Source organism: Pseudomonas sp. PvP028 (assembly GCF_017832255.1).
GTDB classification, from domain to species: domain Bacteria; phylum Pseudomonadota; class Gammaproteobacteria; order Pseudomonadales; family Pseudomonadaceae; genus Aquipseudomonas; species Aquipseudomonas syringae.
On record NZ_JAFIBL010000001.1, the window covers coordinates 5350080 to 5370950 of the forward strand.

Here is a 20871-nt window from a genome sequence, read left to right on the forward strand (position 1 = left end):
GCAAACCCGGTGCTAACATGCGCGACCGCCATGCAGGCAAGGGAATAACCGGGTCATGAGCAGTATCCGCGAGCGCAACAAAGAACTCATCCTGCGCGCTGCCAGCGAGGAATTCGCCGACAAAGGCTTCGCCGCCAGCAAGACCAGCGACATCGCAGCCAAGGCCGGTGTCCCCAAGCCCAACGTCTATTACTACTTCAAATCCAAGGAAAACCTCTATCGCGAGGTGCTGGAAAGCATCATCGAGCCCATTCTGCGTGCCTCTACGCCCTTCAATCCCGAAGGCGTACCTGCCGAAGTCCTCAGCCGCTATATCCGTTCGAAAATCCAGATTTCCCGTGACCTGCCCTTCGCCTCGAAAGTGTTCGCCAGCGAGATCATGCATGGCGCCCCGCACCTGACAGCGCAGCAGATCGAACAGCTCAACGGCCAGGCACGGCACAATATCGACTGCATCCAGGCCTGGATCGACAGCGGACAGATCGCCCCGCTCGATCCTCACCACCTGATGTTCACCATCTGGGCGGCGACCCAGACCTACGCCGATTTCGATTGGCAGATCGCTACGGTCACCGGCAAGGCAAAACTGCAGGATGCCGATTACGAGGCGGCAACGCAGACCATCCTCAGGCTGGTGCTCAAGGGCTGCGAGCCGGATCGCTGAGCCCACCCTGCTTTCCTGCAGACGCAAAAAACCCGCCGAAGCGGGTGGTTTTGCAACATGACCATTCCGACATCCTGTCAGTAGCCTCCTAGCAATGGTCGATCGTCCCTGATCACTGCAGCGTTCCTTTGCTGCAGCTGTTGAATTGGATCCTACATTCACTGAGGGTCAGTCGATAGAGCCAATCGCGCCTGTTGCTGTAAGCCTTTTGCCATACCCGTGTACGCCGCTAAAAAATGTGACCGACCGCTCATGTTTGGACGTGACGCGCCGAGATTCTTGAAAGACCCTGAATCGCGCGCCGCGCGAGCCAGAGTCATCAGAAGAAAAATAATGCAAGGGATGCCGATCATGAGTATGCGCAGTTTGTCCATCAGTCGCCGTCTGTGGCTGATTCTTGTGGTTTCAGTGCTGATGCTCTTTGTCCTCTCGGCGACACTGCTCAGACAGCTGCATAACGACCTGTATCAGGCCAAGGCCGAGAAAACCATGCACGTGGTGCAGACGGCCAGCGGCATCCTGTCGTTTTATCAGGGGCTGGAAGCCGCCGGCGGCATGACCCGCGAGGCTGCGCAACAGCAGGCCTTGAAAGAGATAAAGAGCCTGCGTTACAGCCAGAGCGACTATTTCTGGATCAACGACCTGCGCCCGGTGATGATCATGCACCCCACCAACCCCAAGCTCGAAGGCCAGGATCTGTCGACCATCAAGGACCCGGACGGCTTTGCGGTGTTCAACGAAATGGTCACGCTGGTCAAAGCCAAAGGTGCCGGGATGGTGAATTATCGCTGGCCCAAGCCCGGTGCCAGCGAGCCGGTGAAAAAGACCTCCTACGTGCAACTGTTTCAGCCATGGGGCTGGATTCTGGGTTCCGGCGTATACGTCGATGACGTCGCGGCTGAGTTCAAGACCCAGCTGTGGAATGCCGGGATGTTCATCGCCGGCATCGTGCTGATCATGGTTTTGCTGCTGGTCACGATCGTGCGCAGCATCGTGCGCCCTCTCAGAGCGGCGGTCGGTGCGATGGCCAGCATTGCCAGTGGCGAGAGTGATCTGACCCGCACGCTGGAAACCCATGGCCAGGATGAAATCACTGAGCTGGGTACGCATTTCAATGCCTTCGTCGCCAAGTTGCGCAATGTCGTCGGTCAGTTGCAGCACTCAGCCGTGGCGCTGGGCCAGGCCTCGACCGATCTGGGCAGCGACGCCGAACAGGCGCAGAGCCGCAGCGAGAAGCAGTCGCAGCAAATGGACCTGGTTGCCACTGCGGTCAACGAAGTGACCTACGGCGTGCAGGACGTCGCCAAGAACGCTGAACATGCCGCCAGCGAAATGCGCGATGCCGAGTCGCAGGCACAGCAGGGTCAAATCAACATCGATAACAGCCTGCGCCAGATCGAACACCTCTCGAGCACCATCGGTCAGGCCGTGGAAGTGATGCAGAGTCTGGCCAGCGAGAGCACGCAGATCGGCAGCGTGCTGGAAGTGATCAGTTCGATTGCCGAGCAGACCAACCTGCTAGCGCTGAACGCCGCCATCGAAGCAGCGCGGGCCGGCGAACAAGGCCGCGGCTTTGCCGTGGTGGCAGACGAGGTGCGTCTGCTGGCCCAGCGCACGCAGAAGTCGACCGCAGAAATCCAGTCAATGATCGAACGCCTGCAAAAGCATTCCGATGCGGCGGTCAAGGTGATCGGTGACAGCAGCCGTTCTTCGCAGATGACCATCGAGCAGGCCAATCAGGCCGGCCAGAGCCTGACCTCGATCAGTCAGGCGCTGCGCAACCTCAACAGCCTGAACGCCTCCATCGCCAGTGCCACCCTGCAGCAGACGCACGTGGTGGATGACATCAACCAGAACGTCACCCAGGCCGCGCAACTGTCTCAGAGCACAGCACTGGCCGCCGAACAATCGACTTCGGCCAGTCTGCACCTGCGAGGGTTGAGCGAAGAGTTGAACACCTTGCTGAAGCAGTTCCGGGTTTAAATCTGCAACGCGATTTTGGGGGGTGGTACGGAACCTCGTGCGCCTCTTGTTGCCTGAGACCTGCTTATTCAACCGCTCATTAGCTGCTTATTTAACTGCAGGGGGTCACATGCGCACACTGGAACTGGCAGGCAGAACCGTACCAGTGCTGGGTCAGGGCACCTGGCACATGGGTGAAAAAGGGCATCAGCGCTCGGCAGAAATCGCCGGCCTGTGCCTCGGGATCGAACAGGGCCTGACCCTGATCGATACCGCCGAGATGTACGCCGATGGCGCTGCCGAGGAAATTGTCGGGCAAGCCATTGCCGGACAGCGGGACAAGGTATTCGTGGTCAGCAAGGTCTACCCGCACAACGCCAGCCGCGCCGGTATTCCGACCGCGTGCGAAGCCAGCCTGCGGCGCATGAACACCGACTACATCGATCTGTACTTGCTGCACTGGCCCGGCCAGTATCCGCTGACCGAGACGGTCGAGGCATTCGAGCGTCTGCGTGAAGCGGGCAAAATCGGTGCCTGGGGTGTTTCCAACTTTGATGTGCCGGACATGATCGAACTCAACAATCCGCGTTGTGCCACCAATCAGGTGCTCTACAACCCGGAGCAACGCGGTATCGAGTTCGACCTGATGCTGTGGAGCGCGGACCGCCACCTGCCGTTGATGGCGTACTGCCCGATCGGCCAGGCTGGCGATCTGCTCTACCACCCTGCCCTGCACGAAATCGCCAAACGCCACGATGCAACACCGGCGCAGATCTCCCTGGCGTGGGTGCTGCGTCAGGACAACATGATCGCCATTCCCAAGGCGACCAACCCGGAACACATTCGTCTGAACATCGCTGCCGAGCAGATTCGCCTGACCGAGCGCGATCTGGCCGATATCGATCTGGCATGGCCTGCGCCCACTCGCAAAGTGCCGCTGGCGATGGTCTGACCGCTGTCAGTGCGATAGCGAGCTGTCGATTGACTGAACGGCTGCCCACGCAGCCGCTTCCTGACATGACAGATGACACACCCGGCAACAAGCTGTCACAAATATGAAATAACGCCTTGTCATCATGCGGCCTTCGCCTCCCTGCCTGGGCCAGGCCGCACGTGGACAGCCATGAACCACAGTATCGCTCACCACCATCAGGACTCCGACCTTTTCGGCCTGCTCTACGGCTTCCGTTTTCGCCATGGTGAAAGTGGCCAGGAAATCGGTTCGGCCGCCGCGCTGGATTACCTGCAAAACCCTCCCCAAGAGAACGACTTCATCTGGCTGCACCTGAACCTCTCGCATGCGGCCTGCGAGCGCTGGATGAAAACCCAACTGGATCTTCCGGAAGAGTTTTTCGAAGCATTGCACGAGGGCTCGCGCTCGACGCGGATCGAGCACGTGGACGCCACGTTGATGGCGGTGGTCAACGATGTGGTGTTCGACTTCAACAGGCTCTCGACTGACATCTCCACTTTATGGGTCTGTGCCCGACAGCGTTTGCTGGTCACCGCCCGGCTGCAGCCGCTGCGCTCGGTGGACAAACTGCGCTCGGCGGTCAAGCGCGGCGAACAATTCGACTCACCGCTGGAGCTCCTCGCCCACCTGCTGAGCGACCAGGGCGAAGTGCTGACACAGTTTCTGCGCAAGACCAGCGTCAACGTCGACCGCATTGAAGACCAGTTGCTTTCGCAGCGACTGAGCAACAATCGCTCCGAACTCGGCGCCATGCGCCGGGTACTGGTACGTCTGCAACGCCTGCTGGCGTTGGAACCCGGTTCGTTGATGCGCCTGTTGCACAAACCTCCGCAATGGCTGCGCGAACAGGATGTTCAGGCATTACGTCAGTCTATCGAAGAGTCCTCACTGGTGATCAACGACCTTACGGCGCTGGGCGAGCGCATCAAACTGTTGCAGGAAGAAATTGCCGCCAACCTCAACGAACAGAGCAGCAGAACCCTGTTTACCCTGACCGTGGTGACTGTTCTGGCCTTGCCGATCAACATCGTTGCCGGCTTTTTCGGCATGAACGTCGGGGGCGTGCCGCTGGCGTCCGACCCTGAGGGCTTCTGGATTCTGGTGGCACTGGTCGCGACCTTCACGCTGGTCGCCGGGCGTTGGGCGTTCCGCAAACGCGGCGATTACTGAATCAGCAGCGTACACGCCGGTTGTCAGAAAACCGGCGCAAAAGCGCAATCAATTGTTACATGTCTCACCGCTGTCACATTTTGCAATGACCATGTCAATATTCTTTCAATCTAGGATTGCGAACATGGCTACAAACGCACTGTCTCCGGACGCTCTCGGCAAGGCGAGCCTGTCAGCGAGTCAATTCGGTCGCAAGCCCAGCCGAATGACCATGATACTTTTCTTCACGATACTCATCGCAGGGTTGCTGTTCACTGGCTACAGCCTAAAACAGGACGTTGACGACATGGGCACGGTGGTCACCACCTGGACCCCGTTCGTGCTGTTGGGCGTAGCGTTGCTGATCGCCTTGGGCTTCGAGTTTGTCAACGGCTTTCATGACACGGCCAACGCGGTCGCCACCGTGATCTACACCCACTCCCTGCCGCCCGGCTTTGCCGTGGTCTGGTCGGGCTTTTTCAATTTCCTCGGCGTAATGTTTTCCAGCGGTGCGGTGGCATTCGGCATCATTGCCCTACTGCCGGTGGAACTGATCCTGCAAACCGGCTCATCGGCGGGCTTCGCGATGATCTTCGCGCTGTTGATCGCGGCGATCATCTGGAACCTCGGCACCTGGTGGCTGGGTTTGCCTGCGTCGTCTTCGCATACACTGATCGGCTCAATCATCGGGGTCGGCATCGCCAACGCCCTGATGCACGGCCGCGACGGCACCAGCGGTGTGGACTGGTCGCAGGCCACCAAGATCGGTTACTCACTGCTGCTCTCTCCCTTGGTGGGTTTCGGTTGTGCCGCGTTGCTGTTGCTGGCCATGCGCATGTTCATCAAGAACCGTGCGTTGTACAAAGCCCCGGAAGGCAACGCGCCGCCACCGTTGTGGATTCGCGCCATGCTGATTGTGACCTGCACGGGCGTTTCGTTCGCGCACGGCTCCAACGACGGGCAGAAAGGCATGGGCCTGATCATGTTGATTCTGGTCGGCACTCTGCCGATGGCTTATGCGCTGAACCGCACCATGCCCGCCGAACAGGCTACCCAGTTCGCTGCGGTGGCTGAAGTAACCCAGCAGGCGCTGATCCGCAGCGTCCCTCAACCGGCCCCCGGGGATGCGCGCAAGACGCTGTCGGATTACCTGGTCAGCAAGGAAGCGAGTCCTGAGCTGATCCCTGCGCTGGCGGTCATGGCTGGCAAGATCGGCGATCAGGTCGCCAGTTATGGCTCGCTGTCCAAGGTGCCTGCCGAAGCCGTGACCAACGTGCGTAACGACATGTACCTGACCTCGGAAAGCATCCGCCTGATGGAGAAAAACAAGGTCGGCGATTTCGACGCGGACACCAAGACCAAGCTTGAGGCGTTCAAAGGGCAGATCGACAGTGCCACGCGCTTTATTCCGACCTGGGTCAAGATTGTCGTGGCCATCGCCTTGGGGCTGGGCACGATGGTCGGCTGGAAGCGTATCGTGGTGACTGTGGGCGAGCGCATCGGCAAGACGCACATGACTTACGCCCAGGGCGCGTCGGCAGAGGTCGTGGCGATGTTCACGATCGGGGCGGCGGACATGTATGGGCTGCCGGTATCCACTACGCATGTGCTGTCGTCCGGCGTGGCCGGTTCAATGGTCGCCAATGGCTCGGGGCTGCAAATGCGTACCCTGCGCAATCTGGCCACGGCCTGGGTGCTGACCCTGCCGGCGGCGATCCTCTTGTCAGGTTCATTGTATTGGGTGTTCAGCAAGCTGTTCTGATGCCTGTTGCGTCCGCCCCCCTTTGACTATCGTGCCGACGCTCCGCGTCGGCATGCCGTTCGTGACGCTCTGCATCACACAGCGGTTCTGTGACATCAGGTGAATTAGAGTTCGACTCAAGTCACCTTTTCGCCCCTCGGCGACCTACTTTGATGGGGCCAAAGTAGGCAAAACCCCAAGCTCCGTTTCCGGCCCGACTTCGTCGGGTTCCTTCGCCCTGTCACTGATCCGGGGGTCGCCGCAAAGGGCCATCCATGGCCCAGACTGTGTAAAAACGTCACGAGCGAAGGCAAGACAAGGCAAAAACAGGCGAAAAAGCGGAGTCTAGGTGTTCTAAATGAGCATTTTTCGCCTGTTTTTAACGCAGTATTGCCAAGCGCAGTAGTTTTTACACAGTCTCGGCCCGATGCGGCTAGCCTGGCGTCATGCCAGGTTACCCCCGGATCAGCGCCAGGACTCAGCCGTCACTTACGTCGCACTCTGCGTCGTCTGTGCCATCGCGGTTGAAAAGCACTGCGTTGGCAGCGGCTGCGAGTAAGGCATGACGTTGTTTCGCATCAGAGGTGGATGACGCAGAGCGTCACGAACCGCATGCCGATGCGGAGCGTCGGCACGATAGTCAACTTGCATCGGATCGAATCCTGCTCGCGTCCAGCAATTAGCGATCATCCAGAGGCTCAGCGCACCGCCGGATCAGGCGGCACATCGCCGTCCGCGCTGGTGTCGATGCTCACGACCACCGACATCCCTGGCCGCAGGTGCTCAAGCATGGGCTGATCGGCATCGACCACGATGCGTACCGGAATGCGCTGGGAAATCTTCACGAAGTTGCCGGTGGCGTTGTCGGCGGGCAGCAGGCTGAATTCCGAGCCCGCGGCGGGCGAAATTCTTTGTACGTGGCCGTGCATCTCATGGCCGTCGAGGGCATCGACGGTAAAGCTCACCGGCTGGCCCAGGCGCACATTGGCCATCTGGGTTTCTTTCATGTTCGCCACGATCCAGCGCTGCTCGGGCACCAGCGCCATCAGTTGCGCGCCCGAATTGACATAGGCACCAAGACGCACGCCGATCTGCCCCAACTGCCCGTCACGCGGGGCAACGATACGGGTGTTATCCAGGTCGATGCGCGCCAGTTCGATGGCCGCTTGCGCATTGGCGACCGAGGCTTCCAGCGAGCCACGGTTGACGATGACCGTTTGCAGATCCTCACGGGCGATCTGCAAGACAGCCCTGGCTTCGGCAACGGCGGCATTTGCCTGCGCGTCGGCGGCACGCGTCACATCCAGCTCGCTTTTCGAAACCGAACCGTCGGTCACCAGCGCCTGATTACGCCGCAGATCGGCGGCGCTCTTGCGGCTCTGGGCGATGCTGTTCTGCAATTCGGCCTGGCGCTGGCCGATGGTGGCTTCAGCACTGCGCCGTTGTTGCAGATTGTTGGCCAGCGAGGCCTTCTGCACAGCCAGCTGCGCAATGGCCTGGTCCAGGCGCTGACGATAGATACGGTCATCCAGACGCACCAGCAAATCACCGGCCTTGACGAACTGGAAGTCCTGCACCGGCACTTCGTAAACATACCCACTCAGTTGCGGCCCGATCAGCGTGGTCTGGCCCTTGACCTGCGCGTTCTCGGTGCTCTCGATCGGGCTGGCAAACGGAGGCAATTGCCAGGCGTACAGCACCACCAGCACTCCGGCCAGGGCAACGACGCCGAAAATCACGGAAGACACGACACGCTTGCGGGTCGAGCGCGGCTTGCTGGTCACCGGGGACGTCAACGGTGCCGGTGGCGGCGAGTTGCGGGGGGCTTCGGTATCTGGGGTCTTGGATTCGGTCATGAAGATTTAACGCCGGAGTTGGATACGATGGGCGAAGCAGCAGGTGCAACGGGTGCCAGCGCCAGAGGTTGAGTGGTCATTTTCAGCCACAGGACCCTGGCTGAAATCCAGATCATGGTCAGCACGGCAATCAGCGCGATCAGCATGAATACATCGTTGTAGGCCAGCACGTTGGCTTCGCGGGTCGCGGCCGTGGCCATCGCGCGGATACCCTGACTGTTGCGCAACGAAGGGTCGGCAATCACCGAGCTGTAACTGGCGCTGTAGCTCTGCAGCCGCGCCTGAACCAGCGGGTCGATGAGGGTCAAGTGTTCGACGACGTGGCTGGAATGAAACTTCTCGCGCACCACTTGAAAGGTGCCCAATGCAGCAGACCCGATCAGCCCGCCGATGTTCTGCGTGATCCCGAACAACACCGAAAAGCTGACCATATTGCGCGGGTTCGCCAACACCCCGCTGATCCCCAGCACCAGGGTAGGCCCGAGGAAAAACGTGCCACCGAACGCCAACAGAAACTGGCTGAGGTACATGTTCGATTGGCGGGTCAGGTTGGTGGAATGACTGTCCATCCAGGCACCGATTGCCATCATCGCCAAGGAGATCAGCAAAGGTTTGATCAGATGCGCGGGGTTGATGGTCAGCGCACTGACCGCCAGCCCCGAAACGCTGCCGAGCAACATCACCAGATACAAGGTGTGCAACTGCTGACTGCCCATGTTCAGCGCCTGAAGAAAACCGACAGCGCCGACCGACTGTTCGGACAGCACCACGCGAAAAAGGATAACCGCCAGGCCCAGACGCAGGATCGCGCCACTGCCCAGCCAGCGCGTGATCAGCAACGGATTGCTGCGGTTATGCTCGATAGCCAGTCCGGCACAGATCAGCGCAATCGATGCTGCTGAGGCAATACCAATCCACTGCGCTTCCAGCCACCATTCGATACGCCCCAGCGACAGCACCGCACAGAACAGCGCGAAGCCGGTGGCCAACAGGCCAAAGGTCAGGAAATCGAGCTTCTCGAACGCCTTGAAGCGATCGCCCGGTGGCAGTTTGAGCATGAGCACGCAGCCCAGCGAGAGCAGCGCCATGCCCAGCTCGAACAGATACAGGCCACGCCACTGAGCAATCTGCAGCAAATCCTCCGACACCAGCCGGGCCAGCGGCGTTGCCAACTGGGCGGTGCCAATCCCCAATACCAGCGCCTTGAGCCGCCACTTCTGCGGGAAAGCCTGAATCATGTAATACAGGCCCAGAGTGCTGAGCGCAGCGCCGACCATACCGTGTGCCGCACGTACAGCGATGGCCGAATCGATGTCGTTGACGAACAGATGTGCCAGCGTCACCAGCGCATACAGCACCAGAAACAGCTCGGTGAACGCACGCAGACCAAATTGCTGACGAAACTTCACCAGCAGCAGATTCATCGACACGTTAGTCATGATGTAGGCCGCCGGCAGCCAGGCGATGTCTTGCGAGGTCGCCCCCAATGCGCCCTGCAGATATGGCAGGTTGGCGACTACCAGCGCGTTGCCGAGCCCGCCGGTCAGCGCGACGATCACCCCTACGACAGCAAACGCCCAACGCCGCGCAGTCGAATGCAGCGGCGTCGACGGTGAGCCTGGCATGGTCGGACGCTCGTGGGCGGCCCACTCGCGCGGGGCATACTTATCGCTCATAAACGACTGACACGGGGACTTTCATGGGGGACACCTGAGGAATTCCCTTTTGTGACATTAATGACAGTCATAATACTCATCTACCTGGCAATGATTCGCGTCGGTCAGTGCAATACAGCAACGATCGGGCACTTGCGAAGGCGTTGAACAGTGGCTATCTGAAACTTCAGACTATGCTTAAACGCAGTTTTGCTTTGCACATTTGCACTGCTAGGATCTTCTGCGACGCTCGAATAAGAAAAAAGCGCAACCGAACAAGGAGTTCAGAATGAGTTCACAGGTTTCATCCGCCCGCCCGGTTCGACCGTCCGCCAGCCGGGATTCGATCGTTATCGGCGTGCGCAACCACATCGGACACTTGACCCTCAACCGTCCGGAAGGCCTGAACGCAATCGATCTGGACATGGTCCGCACACTTCGCCAGCAACTTGAGCGCTGGGCCGACGATCCCTCGGTTCATGCCGTGGTCCTGCGTGGCGCTGGCGGCAAGGCGTTCTGCGCCGGTGGCGATATACGTTCCTTGTATGAAAGCCACCAGAACGGCCAGGATCTGCACCACACATTTTTTGCCGAAGAGTACGAACTGGACCTGGCCATTCACCGTTACCGCAAGCCGGTACTGGCCCTGATGGACGGTCTGGTGCTGGGCGGCGGCATGGGGCTGGTCCAGGGAGCCGACCTGCGCGTGGTCACCGAACGCAGCCGCCTCGGCATGCCGGAGGTGGCCATCGGTTATTTCCCTGATGTCGGCGGTAGTTATTTTCTTTCTCGGCTGCCGGGCGAACTGGGTACCTGGCTGGGCGTGACCGGGTCGCAGATCGGTGCCGCCGATGCGTTGTACTGCGGCCTTGCCAACTGGTCCATGAACAGCGAACTGCTGCCGCGCCTCGACCACATGCTTGATCACCTGAAGTGGAAGTCAACCCCACTCAAGGACCTGCAGGGTGCGCTGGCCAAGCTGGCTACCCAGCGTCTGCCCACCCCGCCGCTGGAAGCCCTGCGCCACGCCATCGACCACTTTTTCGGGCTCCCGGATGTCCCCAGCATGCTCGAACAACTGCAACAGGTGGTCATCGGCGACACACGCGAGTGGGCGCTGGACACCGTCAGCCGAATGAAGGCTCACTCACCACTGGGTATGGCCGTGACCCTGGAAATGCTGCGCCGTGGTCGTCATCTGTCGCTGCCGGCCTGCTTCGCCATGGAGTTGCACCTGGACCGCCAATGGTTCGAACGCGGTGACCTGATCGAAGGCATACGCGCGCTGATCATCGATAAAGACAAGAAGCCGCAATGGAAACACGCCAGCGCGCAGGATGTCAGTGCCGCGCAGGTGCAGAGTTTCTTCAGCGGTCTGGAGAATTGAGCCGTGCACGACCTTGAATTGAGTGAAGAGCAGGTAATGATTCGCGACATGGCGCGCGACTTTGCGCGTAATGAAATTGCGCCGTATGCCCAGGCCTGGGAAAAGGCCGGCTGGATCGATGACGCGCTGGTCGCCAAACTCGGTGAGCTAGGCCTCTTGGGCATGGTAGTGCCTGAGCAATGGGGCGGCACCTACATCGATTACGTCGCCTACGCCCTGGCGGTTGAAGAAATCTCCGCCGCCGACGCGGCCACCGGCACGCTGATGAGCGTGCACAGCTCGGTAGGCTGCGGGCCGGTTCTCAATTACGGGACCGACGAGCAGAAGCATACCTGGCTGGAAAAACTGGCCACAGGCCGTGCCATCGGCTGCTTCTGCCTTACCGAACCGCATGCAGGCTCTGAAGCTCACAACCTGCGGACTCGTGCCGAGTTGCAGGGCGATGAGTGGGTCATCAACGGTGCCAAGCAGTTCGTCAGCAATGGCAGACGGGCACAACTGGCTATCGTGTTTGCCGTGACCGACCCGCAGCTTGGCAAAAAAGGCCTGTCAGCCTTTCTGGTGCCGACCGAGAACCCCGGTTTCGTGGTGGATCGCAGCGAGCACAAGATGGGCATCCGCGCATCGGACACCTGCGCGGTCACCTTGAATAACTGCCGAATCCCGGCTGCGAATCTGCTGGGTGAGCGTGGCAAGGGCCTGTCTATCGCCCTCTCCAATCTGGAAGGCGGCCGCATCGGCATCGCCGCGCAGGCACTGGGGATCGCCCGCGCTGCCTTTGAAGCAGCGCTGGCGTACGCCCGGGAACGTGTGCAGTTCGACAAACCGATCATCGAACATCAAAGCATTGCCAATCTGCTGGCCGACATGCACACCCGCATCAACGCCGCGCGCCTGCTGACCCTGCACGCCGCGCGGCTGCGCAGCGCCGGGCAAGCGTGCCTGTCGGAAGCCTCTCAAGCCAAGCTGTTCGCCTCGGAAATGGCCGAATGGGTGTGCTCCAAGGCTATCCAGATTCATGGTGGCTATGGCTATCTGGAGGACTACCCCGTCGAGCGTTACTACCGGGACGCGCGCATCACCCAGATATACGAAGGCTCCAGCGAGATCCAGCGTCTGCTGATCGCCCGGGAACTGCGTCATTATCTGGTCTGATGCAGATGCAACGGCCGGGCAATGCAGTATGCAGGGGGCAGCGCGTCAGGGCTTCACAAATCGCTCTCGCCCCAGCAACGTGACCAGCAAGGCCACCGAGTCGGCATTTTTGAGCATAATGTCGGCCCGTTTGTGAACGTCTTCGTAAAATACGTCACGCGCTTTTTCCAGCGTGCTCTTGCCAGAGATGCGCAGAATGGTCTGTTTTCCGTTGCCGTCCGTGCGCCTCAGGTCGCGCCAAGAATCTTCGTCCAGTTGTTTGAACAGCTTGTCGCGATCAGTATGAAAGGACAGCGTCTTTTGCTGCTGATAAATCAGTTCATTCCTGATCCGCAGTCGATAGGTCGGGGCATCTTCAAGCAAGTCAATGAACGGGGCCTGTGAGTCCACATAAGCAATGTCGTCCGTTTTCAGCACCATATGCGATAACTCATGAATCAGGATCGCGGCCCGGTAATGCTGAGGAAACTTGAATTCCCCGGCACGTTGCGCGCTGAGCTTCAATCGATAGGTCGGCAGTCGAAAGAACTGCTCTGTCAGAAAAATCCGTCGCGCCGGGTCTGCTTCAAACATGAACGCGCTGGCCGACTCGTTACCCATTCGATTGACGCCGATTACATAGCGTTTCGAGTCGATGGGCGACATCGAAGGGTCAATCAACTCCTGATACAGGTCGGTGACCGCCTTTTTAGTGACTTCACGCAGTCGATCGTCGGGCACCTTCTGTGCAAAAAAATCGCTTAATATTTTTTCCGCACGCGGATCCAGCGTGTTGTCCGGCAAGCGTCTGGTCAGGTTGTCCAAGGCGTTTTCCAGATAGCTCCGCGCCTGCAGGCAGGCATCTTCGATAGACTGGGCCATATCCCGGTGACGATGACGAATCTCGGGCATGCCTCGAGCGCTGACAACCATGATCTCGTCAACCAGGTCGTCGACCAGGCTGCCTTCCATTCGGGTCAGCGCCCCACCTCCGCCGCGCAGCCCGCCCGGGATGTCCAGCCTCCATTGCTGATCCGCATCCAGGCTCACCGAGGGACCGATTTTGCTGCCCGACACGATGAACCAGCCATCTTCATCGGACTGCAACTCATAGGTTTTCCCACCGATGGCTGCGTACGCCCTGCCGGTAACAGGATCCCGGTAGACGCTTAACAGCTCATCGCGCTGCAGCGTGTACAAGGCTATGTCGTGAACTTCGAACTCGCGTAAGCGCTCCCGTATCTGTTGTGTCAGGGAGCTGTTCCCCCAAGAGAACTCGAACGTATCAGCGCCCTCAATCAATTGCACCAGCGGGTCGGGCGACGTGGCGTCATCCACCAGGGCGCCGTTCTCAAGAGCCGTCAGGGATGCGACTTCCGCAGGGCTCTGTCCGGAAGAAATCATCACGCTCAGGGCCGCCATGAACTCCGAAATGGCCTGCCCCCATTGCTGATCCGTTGCCGAGATGAGTGACAGATTCAACAATGTCTGTCCCTGAATGATGCCAATCAGTGCCCCCAGGCGTCCGGGCATGAGCGCCATGAATTGCTCTGCGCCCAGCGTGAACAGGTACTGCGTCGCCGCGCGGCGATGTTCGGCATTGGTGACGCTGTACTGCTTGACCTGCAGCTTCAGGATATCCAGCGCGCCTTTGAACATCAGCAACAGGCAGTTGCCCTCATAAGGGTCGATTTGCACGGTGACAGGGGCTGGGCGCTCCAAAGGTAAATCGAAAGAGGACTCGGTGCTGAAAGGCAGATGCGGCTCCACAAAACCGCCCTTGTCGTAAATCTTGCGCAAATCGGGGTCGATACGGTCCAGAATGTACGCTTGAAAATAGGCTGAAGTGTGAATATCAAGCACCAGCGCAGCCTGGTCGGGATACTCCTTGAACACGAACTCGTCGTGCAGGGGCGCGTAAAGCACCCACGGTCCCGGCTGATTTTCCTTTGGCCCCATCACGTAGGTATTAAGTACCGCAGTCGGTTCCCAGCCCTCCTTGGCCGGTAGCAGTTTCAAGGGGCTGATGATTATCTGGCAGCCATTGACTGGCAGGCGCGCGACCGCATCAGGCATGGTCAATACGTTTTCGACAATCCGATACGCCTGCTCGGACAGCTCGTTTTTCAGCTTGAAGGTGAAGGCTCGCAGAATATCCAGCGAAGGAACCTGTTCGACGAACAGTTTGCGGCGTTCGATATAATCCGGCGTCGTCTCTGACAGCACCGAGTTCAGCATCCTGCGGTAACTCGCGGCGATGTCCAGCGACGCCACCAGTTCGCGCAGATACGCCGGTGTCAGGGCCGCGTGCAGCGGCGTGTCGTCCCTCGAAGAAAGCAGAATGACCCCGTCCTGCCTGGACAGAAAGCGGTTGATTGCGAACTCCACCAGGTTTTCGCTGACGCTTTGGGCTGCCGCCGGCACCGACTGCGGCACCTCGCCTGGTGCTACCGGGGCGGGAACATAGTGCGTCAGGGAAACACACACATTTTCAGGATCAGGACGGGGCTCTGCGAAGTCCTTGTCGAACCTGTGTTTGAGCTGCTCGAGGGAATAATCGTAGAAGCTTGGAATATCGAACAGAAAGTCCTTCTCGCCGACACAGGTCACATAAAACCGTCGCAGGACCTCGACCAGAATGACCTGATCACGCTTCGACGCATCGCTGACCCATGAAGGTACGAGCGCCTTGTAAATGATGAATTGAATGGCGACTCCCAAAGAGTTGAGGGCCTGGCGATTTCGGTCATCCCGCTCTGCGGCACTCAGCAGGTTGACGAACAGTTCCGATGGCACCTGCCAGGCTATGGATTGCCGATAAAGATCGGCCACCGTGCGCTGCTGGCGCTCGACCTCGTCGCGCTGCAATGCCTCGATAAAATGCCCTTCAATGGGTTGCAGGACGACCTTGAGCTCAAGCGTCCCTCGACGGGTACGCTGGTCGAGTAACATGCGTCGGTCAGGTTCGGCGATTACCCCTGATACCTGCGAGCCCAGTTCTATCCCTGCCAGTCGCCCGGCGACATACACTTCCAGTAACTGCCGGGTTTCGAAACAGATGATTCCCTGCTCCAGTATCCACAGGACGGGCTGGCTATCGGGACGCCTGCCAGTGACCACAAAAGCATTGGGTACCTTGATGGCAGGCGCCTGCGGGTCATACTCGACCGTCACCCGGAATGCATCGACGCGCGCCTCGCCCAGCCCCTCCCGAAGTGCCGGCAACGGCCTGTCGATGACCTGCTGTATGTTGTCGATGAAAACCACAGGCAGCGTGGCCGTACGCCTTTCAACCAGCAATTCGAGGCGCAGCGAGTACTCCCGAACCAGAGCGGATATCACGCCGGGATGCATGCTGGTGTCCCGTTGGCGAATCGTGCGTGCGTAGAACTCGCCGATCTGACTCTCGAAACGATGGGCGAAATCTGCCTGCACGCAGATCAGTATCTGCTCAAGCAAAGCCAGGGACAGACGTTGCACAGGTTGACCCGCCACCGGGGTGATCGGTCCTGCAAGAACGACGCTGTCAGTCACAGGAGCACTTGTGTAACCGCACACCCGGTCCAGCGCCAGCGTCAGCACTGGCACCGGCTTGGCCTCAGCGACATCCGCCAATACCCAGAGCTTGCGGGCATCCAGAAGCGGACCGCCAATCAAGGCCAGATAAAGGTTGAGTGCGCGATGCATGCAGCCATCTGCACCGGCATGCATGGCATCGACGTGGCCAAGCAAGGCGTCGAGCTTTTTCAGCTTGCCCACCCAGTTATAGGACGGGTCTGAAATCATGTTCGGCCGTTCACTGATACTGCTCTGGGCCGCTGCCCCCCAGACGCTGTCGAAGCTCAGCCGGTCCTGACGCCAGCGCCCTGCATCGTGCAGGTTCAATAATCGACCATCGAGCAGCTTGCGGATGTCCAGTGCATCGTCAATCCGCGCCGGATTTTTTTCCGAATGAAGGGCTGGCAGGTCAAGTACGTAGCGCAGGTCGCGCGCTTGCAAGGCGATCAGGGCATCGATGAACTCGCTGAAAAAGTCCTCGGTGAGCGTGTCGTGACGCAGCTTGAGCTGCCCCCCCAGGCTGATCGCGGAATGATCGTTCAGCGATGAATAAAACAACAGCCCGGCGCGTGAAGGCCCCCTTAGCACATGCTCGATGGCCTGAGCCTGATCACCAAAGCGCAGGAAGCCCGGCTGTGACGAATAGAGAAACGCCGCCGATGACGCTTCTCCGGGGAAGTCGATGAGGAATACACCGACCAGCTTGACGGGGTCCTCGCCGGCCACGACCACTGATAACCTGCGTACCCTAGGCACCCGCGCAGCGGGCGCGCCAGGCTGCGAAGGCAACAGGGTCAGCAGCCAGCGGTATTCGGCATCGGTCATGGTGCGGTACGCCCTGCTCGATAACAGATGCTGGCGAAAGCACTCTGCAAGCGCATCAGCGCCAAGATCCCGCAGCGTGCGTCCACCCTGCCACTGAGACGTCCAGTAGTCAGACAGCAATTGCTCATACGCGGTGCCGACTGAAGCAGCCGAGTCGGCCAGCGCCTGATCGAAAACGATCGCCTGTGCCTCGGGCAACGCCGCCCCCTTGGTATCCAGATAGCGACGTGTCTGGCCTTGCGGCAGGGCGTCGTAGGAAAACGCCTGCATGGCGGCCTCGGCAAGGTATTGAGTCCCGACGACTGTTGACGCTGCAGGTGCAGCACCGGGGGGCGTGTGCACAAGCTGGACAGTCTGGGCAACGACATCGATGCCCCTTTCTACCAGCACATCCTGCAAGGCCTTGCCGGCCGCCTCTCGAAGATCGGGCAGCACCTCCAATCTGGCCGCCAGACGCTGCAGATGCCCGGCCTGCTGACGCATGACCGTCTGCGTGCAGGCGTCAAACAGCGAGCCCTCGATGCGCTCGCTCTCGACGATCGACAAGGCCGTGATATCGTCGAATCGTTGCTGCAAGGCGCTGAACAGCGCGCTGCGACTCTCGAATTGCTCGATGCCGAAGGTCAGGGTAATGAGAAAGACCCGTGCCGAGGGGTTGGCGGCATCGCTGACGAACAAGGCCGCGGCCAGTTCCGCATTGACGGGCAACTGGTCGTTTATCAGCAGTCTGTCGACTCGGGGAAGCGCATCGTTGGCTGGCTCGGTGCTTTCGGCAGCCAATAGCTGCAACCACGCGCCGTCGTCACGGCTGATTCGAGACTGTGCTACGGCGTCCTGAATGTCTTGTGTGAATCGCGCGCGCAGCGCGTCGCTGGAAAAATAGGGAGCGGCTGACATGTACTGTTTCCTTTGGAGGGCGCCTCTGCGCACGGCGCCCAGGCGCGTGGCAGAGAAAAAGGAAACAGCTTATGGGGATGGATCGACGCGCCTGCGTTACATAAAGCAATCCATCGGCAGACGCGCTTCGTTAAAAAATCAGTTGTCGGCAGCCCTGCCGTTCTTGTCGACCCAAGCGGCGAAGGCATCGATGAACTTCTGCAGGAAGGGCCTGGTTTTATCGGACAGTGCGCCGGACTCGTCGAAAAAGCTCCCGGCACCGCCCAGGTAGGCTTCGGGCTGCTGAAGGCACAGCACGTCCAGAAACACCAGCGATTGGCGCAGGTGATGGTTGGCACCAAAGCCACCGACAGCACCCGGCGAGGCACTGATCACTGCGCCCGGCTTGCCGCTGAAGGCACTTTTGCCGTAGGGGCGCGAGCCCACGTCGATAGCGTTCTTCAGGGCACCCGGCACCGAGCGGTTGTACTCCGGGGTAACAAACAGCACGCCGTCGGCAGCGCCCAGTTGCTCGCGAAAGGTGGTGTATGCAGGCGGCGGTGAGTCGCCATCGATGTCTTCGTTGTACAACGGCAAGTCACCGATCTCGACGATATTCAGTTTCAGGCTGGCAGGTGCCAGTTCTGCCAGAGCAAGCGCGATCTTGCGGTTGATGGACTCTTTTCGCAGACTGCCGACCAATACGGCAATGGTGTGAACCTGGCTCATGGAAATATCCGTCATCTGATTCAAGGGAAGGTTAGGTATAGAACAGAAGCCGGGTTTAGACGACCTGTGCGCCAGTCAATTCCCTACGCACTTGAACAGCAGGGATTATTTTTTCCCTCAAAGGCAAACTCACCTATAGATCAGTGGTCTACTAGCCTCGATGGATTCGTAAACCAGCAGTTATATTCAGTTTCAGAGGTTACAGAGCAAATGGCTTCAGTTCTCGTCGGACAATTTCATGCCAGGGACGCCGAAGGTCGCGTTTATCCGGTTCATGAGTTCCAGGAATCGCAGCCGAATGAGGCGCAGGGCGGGCAGCCGGTGATCACCTACAGGCTGGCAATCGGCGACCGGGTCAAGCATTTGGGTGGTGAGGACTTCGAGCTGGTGCAATCGGGCATAAAAATTACCCGTACACCCACGTAATAACGGCAGCATTCCCGCTTTGGCTACACCGCCAGCGGGAAGCTGTTAGTCCGAAAAGATCAGATACCAGAAGATCGCCGTTTCACGAGTGTTCGGATCAATGCCTCGATAGCGCATGTGATCCACCCCGCCGACCACGTACCCGCAACTCTCGTACAGCCTGCAGGCTCCCAGATTATTGTTCTGCGTTTCCAGAACGATACCCGGCAGACTGCGCTTGCGAGTCCAGAATTGCGCGGCATCGAGCAATGAACGTGCGACGCCATGACGGCGCGCCGACTCGTCTACCGCCAGTTCATCGATGTAGGCGAAGCCGCTCCAGTGAGTGCTCATCACAATATGGCCGACGGGGTGGTCATCCAGCCAGGCGACCATCACCGAACTGGTGGCGGCGTCACGATGATCGGCAAACTCCTGAGAGTCGATACCATAATTCTTGCTGTAGGGCTCGACCAGCTCGACCGGCCATGAATCCACGCACTCGCCGATGATCGGCTGGGCATAGCCAAGCACTGTAAACGTGAATTCGCTATTGAGGATGTAGTCCTCGAAGCATTCGTCTGCAACCCGAATGCTCAAAGCAGGATGTGCCACGTTCAGTTCACCTTTGCCGCTTGCTGTCAGGAAGATGCCTGTGCTCCGGCTTCCAGCATCTGTACCCAGAGCGGAGGAGCACCGCAAGCCTTGGCGATGGTGCTCATACGCACTTCGTGCTCGGCCAGTTCACTTTCAGAGGCGCGAATAATGCGGCAAGGCTTGCGATCTGCCGGCAGACGGCGAATTTCGCTGGCACGGTTGCCGGAGCCTTCGCCCGAGCCATTGCCATCGGAGGCATTACCAGCCAGCGACAGGCTGGTCTGCCCGCCGGTCATCGCCAGGTAGACGTCTGCCAGAATCTCGGAGTCGAGCAATGCGCCGTGCAGCTCACGGCCCGAGTTATCGACGCCGTAGCGCTTGCACAGTGCATCCAGACTGTTGCGCTGACCCGGGTGGCGCTCCCGCGCCATCATCAGGGTGTCGAGAACCGAACAGTGCTGAGTGATATCAGCCCTGTCCTGCGACCCCATCAAGGCAAATTCGTTGTTGATGAAGCCAACGTCGAACGCTGCGTTGTGAATGATCAGCTGCGCGCCCTTGATGAACTCGAAGAATTCATCGGCGACTTCGGCAAACCGCGGCTTGCCGACCAGAAATTCGTTGGTGATACCGTGAACACCGATCGCGCCTTCGTCACTTTCGCGATCAGGTTGCAGGTAAACGTGAAAATGCCGACCGGTCAGGCGGCGACCGATCAACTCGACACAACCGATCTCGACGATGCGGTGACCATCCGTCACCGGCATACCGGTGGTTTCGGTATCGAGGACGATGGATCTGTTATCCAGGTTTTGCAATGCCATTGACTGTTGCCTCATGTACAGGCCGCGATTCTAGCACGCAGCGGCCGTTGCAAGCCCGTGCGCGTCTAGCCGTGCCGGATGCCGCGCACTTCGTCGACGCCACGGTTGGCGAGCTGGTCGGCACGCTCGTTGCCAGGGTGGCCGATATGCCCACGCACCCACTGCCATTTCACCGTATGGCGACTGACCTGTTCATCAAGGAGCTGCCACAGATCGGCATTTTTGACCGGCTCCTTGGCAGCGGTTTTCCAGCCGCGTTTCTTCCAGTTGACCATCCACTCGGTAATGCCTTTCATCACGTACTGAGAGTCGGTCACCAGTGTCACTTCGCAGGGGCGCTTGAGTTCTTCAAGCCCGCGAATCGCACCGGTCAGTTCCATCCGGTTGTTGGTGGTATTGGCTTCGCCACCCCACAACTCTTTTTCAACGCCCTTGCATATCAGCAGGGCCCCCCAACCGCCCGGGCCCGGATTACCCTTGCAGGCACCGTCGGTGAAGAGTTCAACGCTATCGCTCATTACGACCTTTCCAGAATG

General features: G+C 59.4%; 15 protein-coding genes. 8 read left to right on the forward strand and 7 right to left on the reverse strand.

Annotated elements, in window-relative coordinates:
* Positions 1 to 55: 55 nt before the first annotated feature.
* From JOE34_RS22790 to JOE34_RS22810, 5 genes are all read left to right on the forward strand, one after another.
* A complete protein-coding gene (locus tag JOE34_RS22790) occupies positions 56 to 664 on the forward strand; it encodes a TetR/AcrR family transcriptional regulator (RefSeq protein WP_003315242.1) in 609 nt (202 codons plus the stop codon).
* Between the two features lie 351 nt (positions 665 to 1015).
* Positions 1016 to 2647, forward strand: coding sequence for a methyl-accepting chemotaxis protein (locus JOE34_RS22795; RefSeq protein WP_024648150.1), 1632 nt, complete (start codon positions 1016 to 1018; stop codon positions 2645 to 2647).
* Positions 2648 to 2756: 109 nt separating this feature from the next.
* Positions 2757 to 3578 (forward strand): aldo/keto reductase, encoded by an 822-nt coding sequence (locus tag JOE34_RS22800; protein ID WP_003315245.1) that lies wholly within the window; start codon positions 2757 to 2759, stop codon positions 3576 to 3578.
* A gap of 171 nt (positions 3579 to 3749) precedes the next feature.
* Positions 3750 to 4769, forward strand: coding sequence for a transporter (locus tag JOE34_RS22805; RefSeq protein WP_046266049.1), 1020 nt, complete (start codon positions 3750 to 3752; stop codon positions 4767 to 4769).
* 124 nt (positions 4770 to 4893) lie between these two features.
* The gene (locus JOE34_RS22810) at positions 4894 to 6510 is read left to right on the forward strand and encodes an inorganic phosphate transporter (protein WP_010429677.1); all 1617 of its coding nucleotides are present in this window, start codon (positions 4894 to 4896) and stop codon (positions 6508 to 6510) included.
* Between the two features lie 677 nt (positions 6511 to 7187).
* Here the strand turns inward: JOE34_RS22810 and JOE34_RS22815 are convergent.
* Both JOE34_RS22815 and JOE34_RS22820 read right to left on the reverse strand, forming a co-directional pair.
* Positions 7188 to 8345 (reverse strand): HlyD family secretion protein, encoded by a 1158-nt coding sequence (locus tag JOE34_RS22815; RefSeq protein WP_003423292.1) that lies wholly within the window; start codon positions 8343 to 8345, stop codon positions 7188 to 7190.
* Positions 8342 to 10021 (reverse strand): MFS transporter, encoded by a 1680-nt coding sequence (locus JOE34_RS22820; protein WP_010425762.1) that lies wholly within the window; start codon positions 10019 to 10021, stop codon positions 8342 to 8344. Before JOE34_RS22820 ends, JOE34_RS22815 begins: the two co-directional genes overlap by 4 nt.
* Positions 10022 to 10289: 268 nt before the next feature.
* On the opposite strand from JOE34_RS22820, the gene JOE34_RS22825 reads away from it, so the two are divergent.
* Together JOE34_RS22825 and JOE34_RS22830 are read left to right on the forward strand one after the other, a co-directional pair.
* Positions 10290 to 11387 carry an enoyl-CoA hydratase/isomerase family protein gene (locus tag JOE34_RS22825; RefSeq protein ID WP_003390608.1) on the forward strand — a complete coding sequence of 366 codons (1098 nt, stop codon included), beginning with the start codon at positions 10290 to 10292 and terminating at the stop codon, positions 11385 to 11387.
* Positions 11388 to 11390: 3 nt separating this feature from the next.
* The gene (locus JOE34_RS22830) at positions 11391 to 12542 is read left to right on the forward strand and encodes an acyl-CoA dehydrogenase family protein (RefSeq protein WP_074908259.1); all 1152 of its coding nucleotides are present in this window, start codon (positions 11391 to 11393) and stop codon (positions 12540 to 12542) included.
* Between the two features lie 45 nt (positions 12543 to 12587).
* Here the strand turns inward: JOE34_RS22830 and JOE34_RS22835 are convergent, their stop codons facing one another.
* Positions 12588 to 17801 carry a DUF6543 domain-containing protein gene (locus JOE34_RS22835; protein WP_074908260.1) on the reverse strand — a complete coding sequence of 1738 codons (5214 nt, stop codon included), beginning with the start codon at positions 17799 to 17801 and terminating at the stop codon, positions 12588 to 12590.
* A 138-nt stretch (positions 17802 to 17939) separates the two neighbouring features.
* Positions 17940 to 18509 (reverse strand): NADPH-dependent FMN reductase, encoded by a 570-nt coding sequence (locus JOE34_RS22840; RefSeq protein WP_010425750.1) that lies wholly within the window; start codon positions 18507 to 18509, stop codon positions 17940 to 17942.
* A gap of 210 nt (positions 18510 to 18719) precedes the next feature.
* Here JOE34_RS22840 and JOE34_RS22845 point away from each other — a divergent pair, with 210 nt between their 5' ends.
* Complete coding sequence (locus tag JOE34_RS22845; RefSeq protein WP_003342876.1) at positions 18720 to 18935, forward strand: hypothetical protein; 216 nt, start codon at positions 18720 to 18722, stop codon at positions 18933 to 18935.
* Between the two features lie 45 nt (positions 18936 to 18980).
* Here the strand turns inward: JOE34_RS22845 and JOE34_RS22850 are convergent, their stop codons facing one another.
* The 3 genes from JOE34_RS22850 to rnhA form a co-directional block, all read right to left on the reverse strand.
* Positions 18981 to 19535 carry a GNAT family N-acetyltransferase gene (locus JOE34_RS22850; protein ID WP_003304334.1) on the reverse strand — a complete coding sequence of 185 codons (555 nt, stop codon included), beginning with the start codon at positions 19533 to 19535 and terminating at the stop codon, positions 18981 to 18983.
* A gap of 20 nt (positions 19536 to 19555) precedes the next feature.
* Positions 19556 to 20335 carry a DNA polymerase III subunit epsilon gene (gene dnaQ / locus JOE34_RS22855; RefSeq protein ID WP_003390621.1) on the reverse strand — a complete coding sequence of 260 codons (780 nt, stop codon included), beginning with the start codon at positions 20333 to 20335 and terminating at the stop codon, positions 19556 to 19558.
* Positions 20336 to 20400: 65 nt separating this feature from the next.
* Complete coding sequence (gene rnhA / locus JOE34_RS22860) at positions 20401 to 20853, reverse strand: ribonuclease HI (RefSeq protein WP_003390623.1); 453 nt, start codon at positions 20851 to 20853, stop codon at positions 20401 to 20403.
* Between the last annotated feature and the right edge of the window lie 18 nt (positions 20854 to 20871).

What these genes read in the sequence shown, in the direction of transcription:
- JOE34_RS22790 (WP_003315242.1), top strand. Translation starts at nt 56, where the DNA reads ATGAGCAGTATCCGCGAGCGCAACAAAGAACTCATCCTGCGCGCTGCC.
- JOE34_RS22795 (WP_024648150.1), top strand. Translation starts at nt 1,016, where the DNA reads ATGAGTATGCGCAGTTTGTCCATCAGTCGCCGTCTGTGGCTGATTCTT.
- JOE34_RS22800 (WP_003315245.1), top strand. Translation starts at nt 2,757, where the DNA reads ATGCGCACACTGGAACTGGCAGGCAGAACCGTACCAGTGCTGGGTCAG.
- JOE34_RS22805 (WP_046266049.1), top strand. Translation starts at nt 3,750, where the DNA reads ATGAACCACAGTATCGCTCACCACCATCAGGACTCCGACCTTTTCGGC.
- JOE34_RS22810 (WP_010429677.1), top strand. Translation starts at nt 4,894, where the DNA reads ATGGCTACAAACGCACTGTCTCCGGACGCTCTCGGCAAGGCGAGCCTG.
- JOE34_RS22815 (WP_003423292.1), bottom strand. Translation starts at nt 8,345, where the DNA reads ATGACCGAATCCAAGACCCCAGATACCGAAGCCCCCCGCAACTCGCCG.
- JOE34_RS22820 (WP_010425762.1), bottom strand. Translation starts at nt 10,021, where the DNA reads ATGAGCGATAAGTATGCCCCGCGCGAGTGGGCCGCCCACGAGCGTCCG.
- JOE34_RS22825 (WP_003390608.1), top strand. Translation starts at nt 10,290, where the DNA reads ATGAGTTCACAGGTTTCATCCGCCCGCCCGGTTCGACCGTCCGCCAGC.
- JOE34_RS22835 (WP_074908260.1), bottom strand. Translation starts at nt 17,801, where the DNA reads ATGTCAGCCGCTCCCTATTTTTCCAGCGACGCGCTGCGCGCGCGATTC.
- JOE34_RS22840 (WP_010425750.1), bottom strand. Translation starts at nt 18,509, where the DNA reads ATGAGCCAGGTTCACACCATTGCCGTATTGGTCGGCAGTCTGCGAAAA.
- JOE34_RS22845 (WP_003342876.1), top strand. Translation starts at nt 18,720, where the DNA reads ATGGCTTCAGTTCTCGTCGGACAATTTCATGCCAGGGACGCCGAAGGT.
- dnaQ (WP_003390621.1), bottom strand. Translation starts at nt 20,335, where the DNA reads ATGGCATTGCAAAACCTGGATAACAGATCCATCGTCCTCGATACCGAA.
- rnhA (WP_003390623.1), bottom strand. Translation starts at nt 20,853, where the DNA reads ATGAGCGATAGCGTTGAACTCTTCACCGACGGTGCCTGCAAGGGTAAT.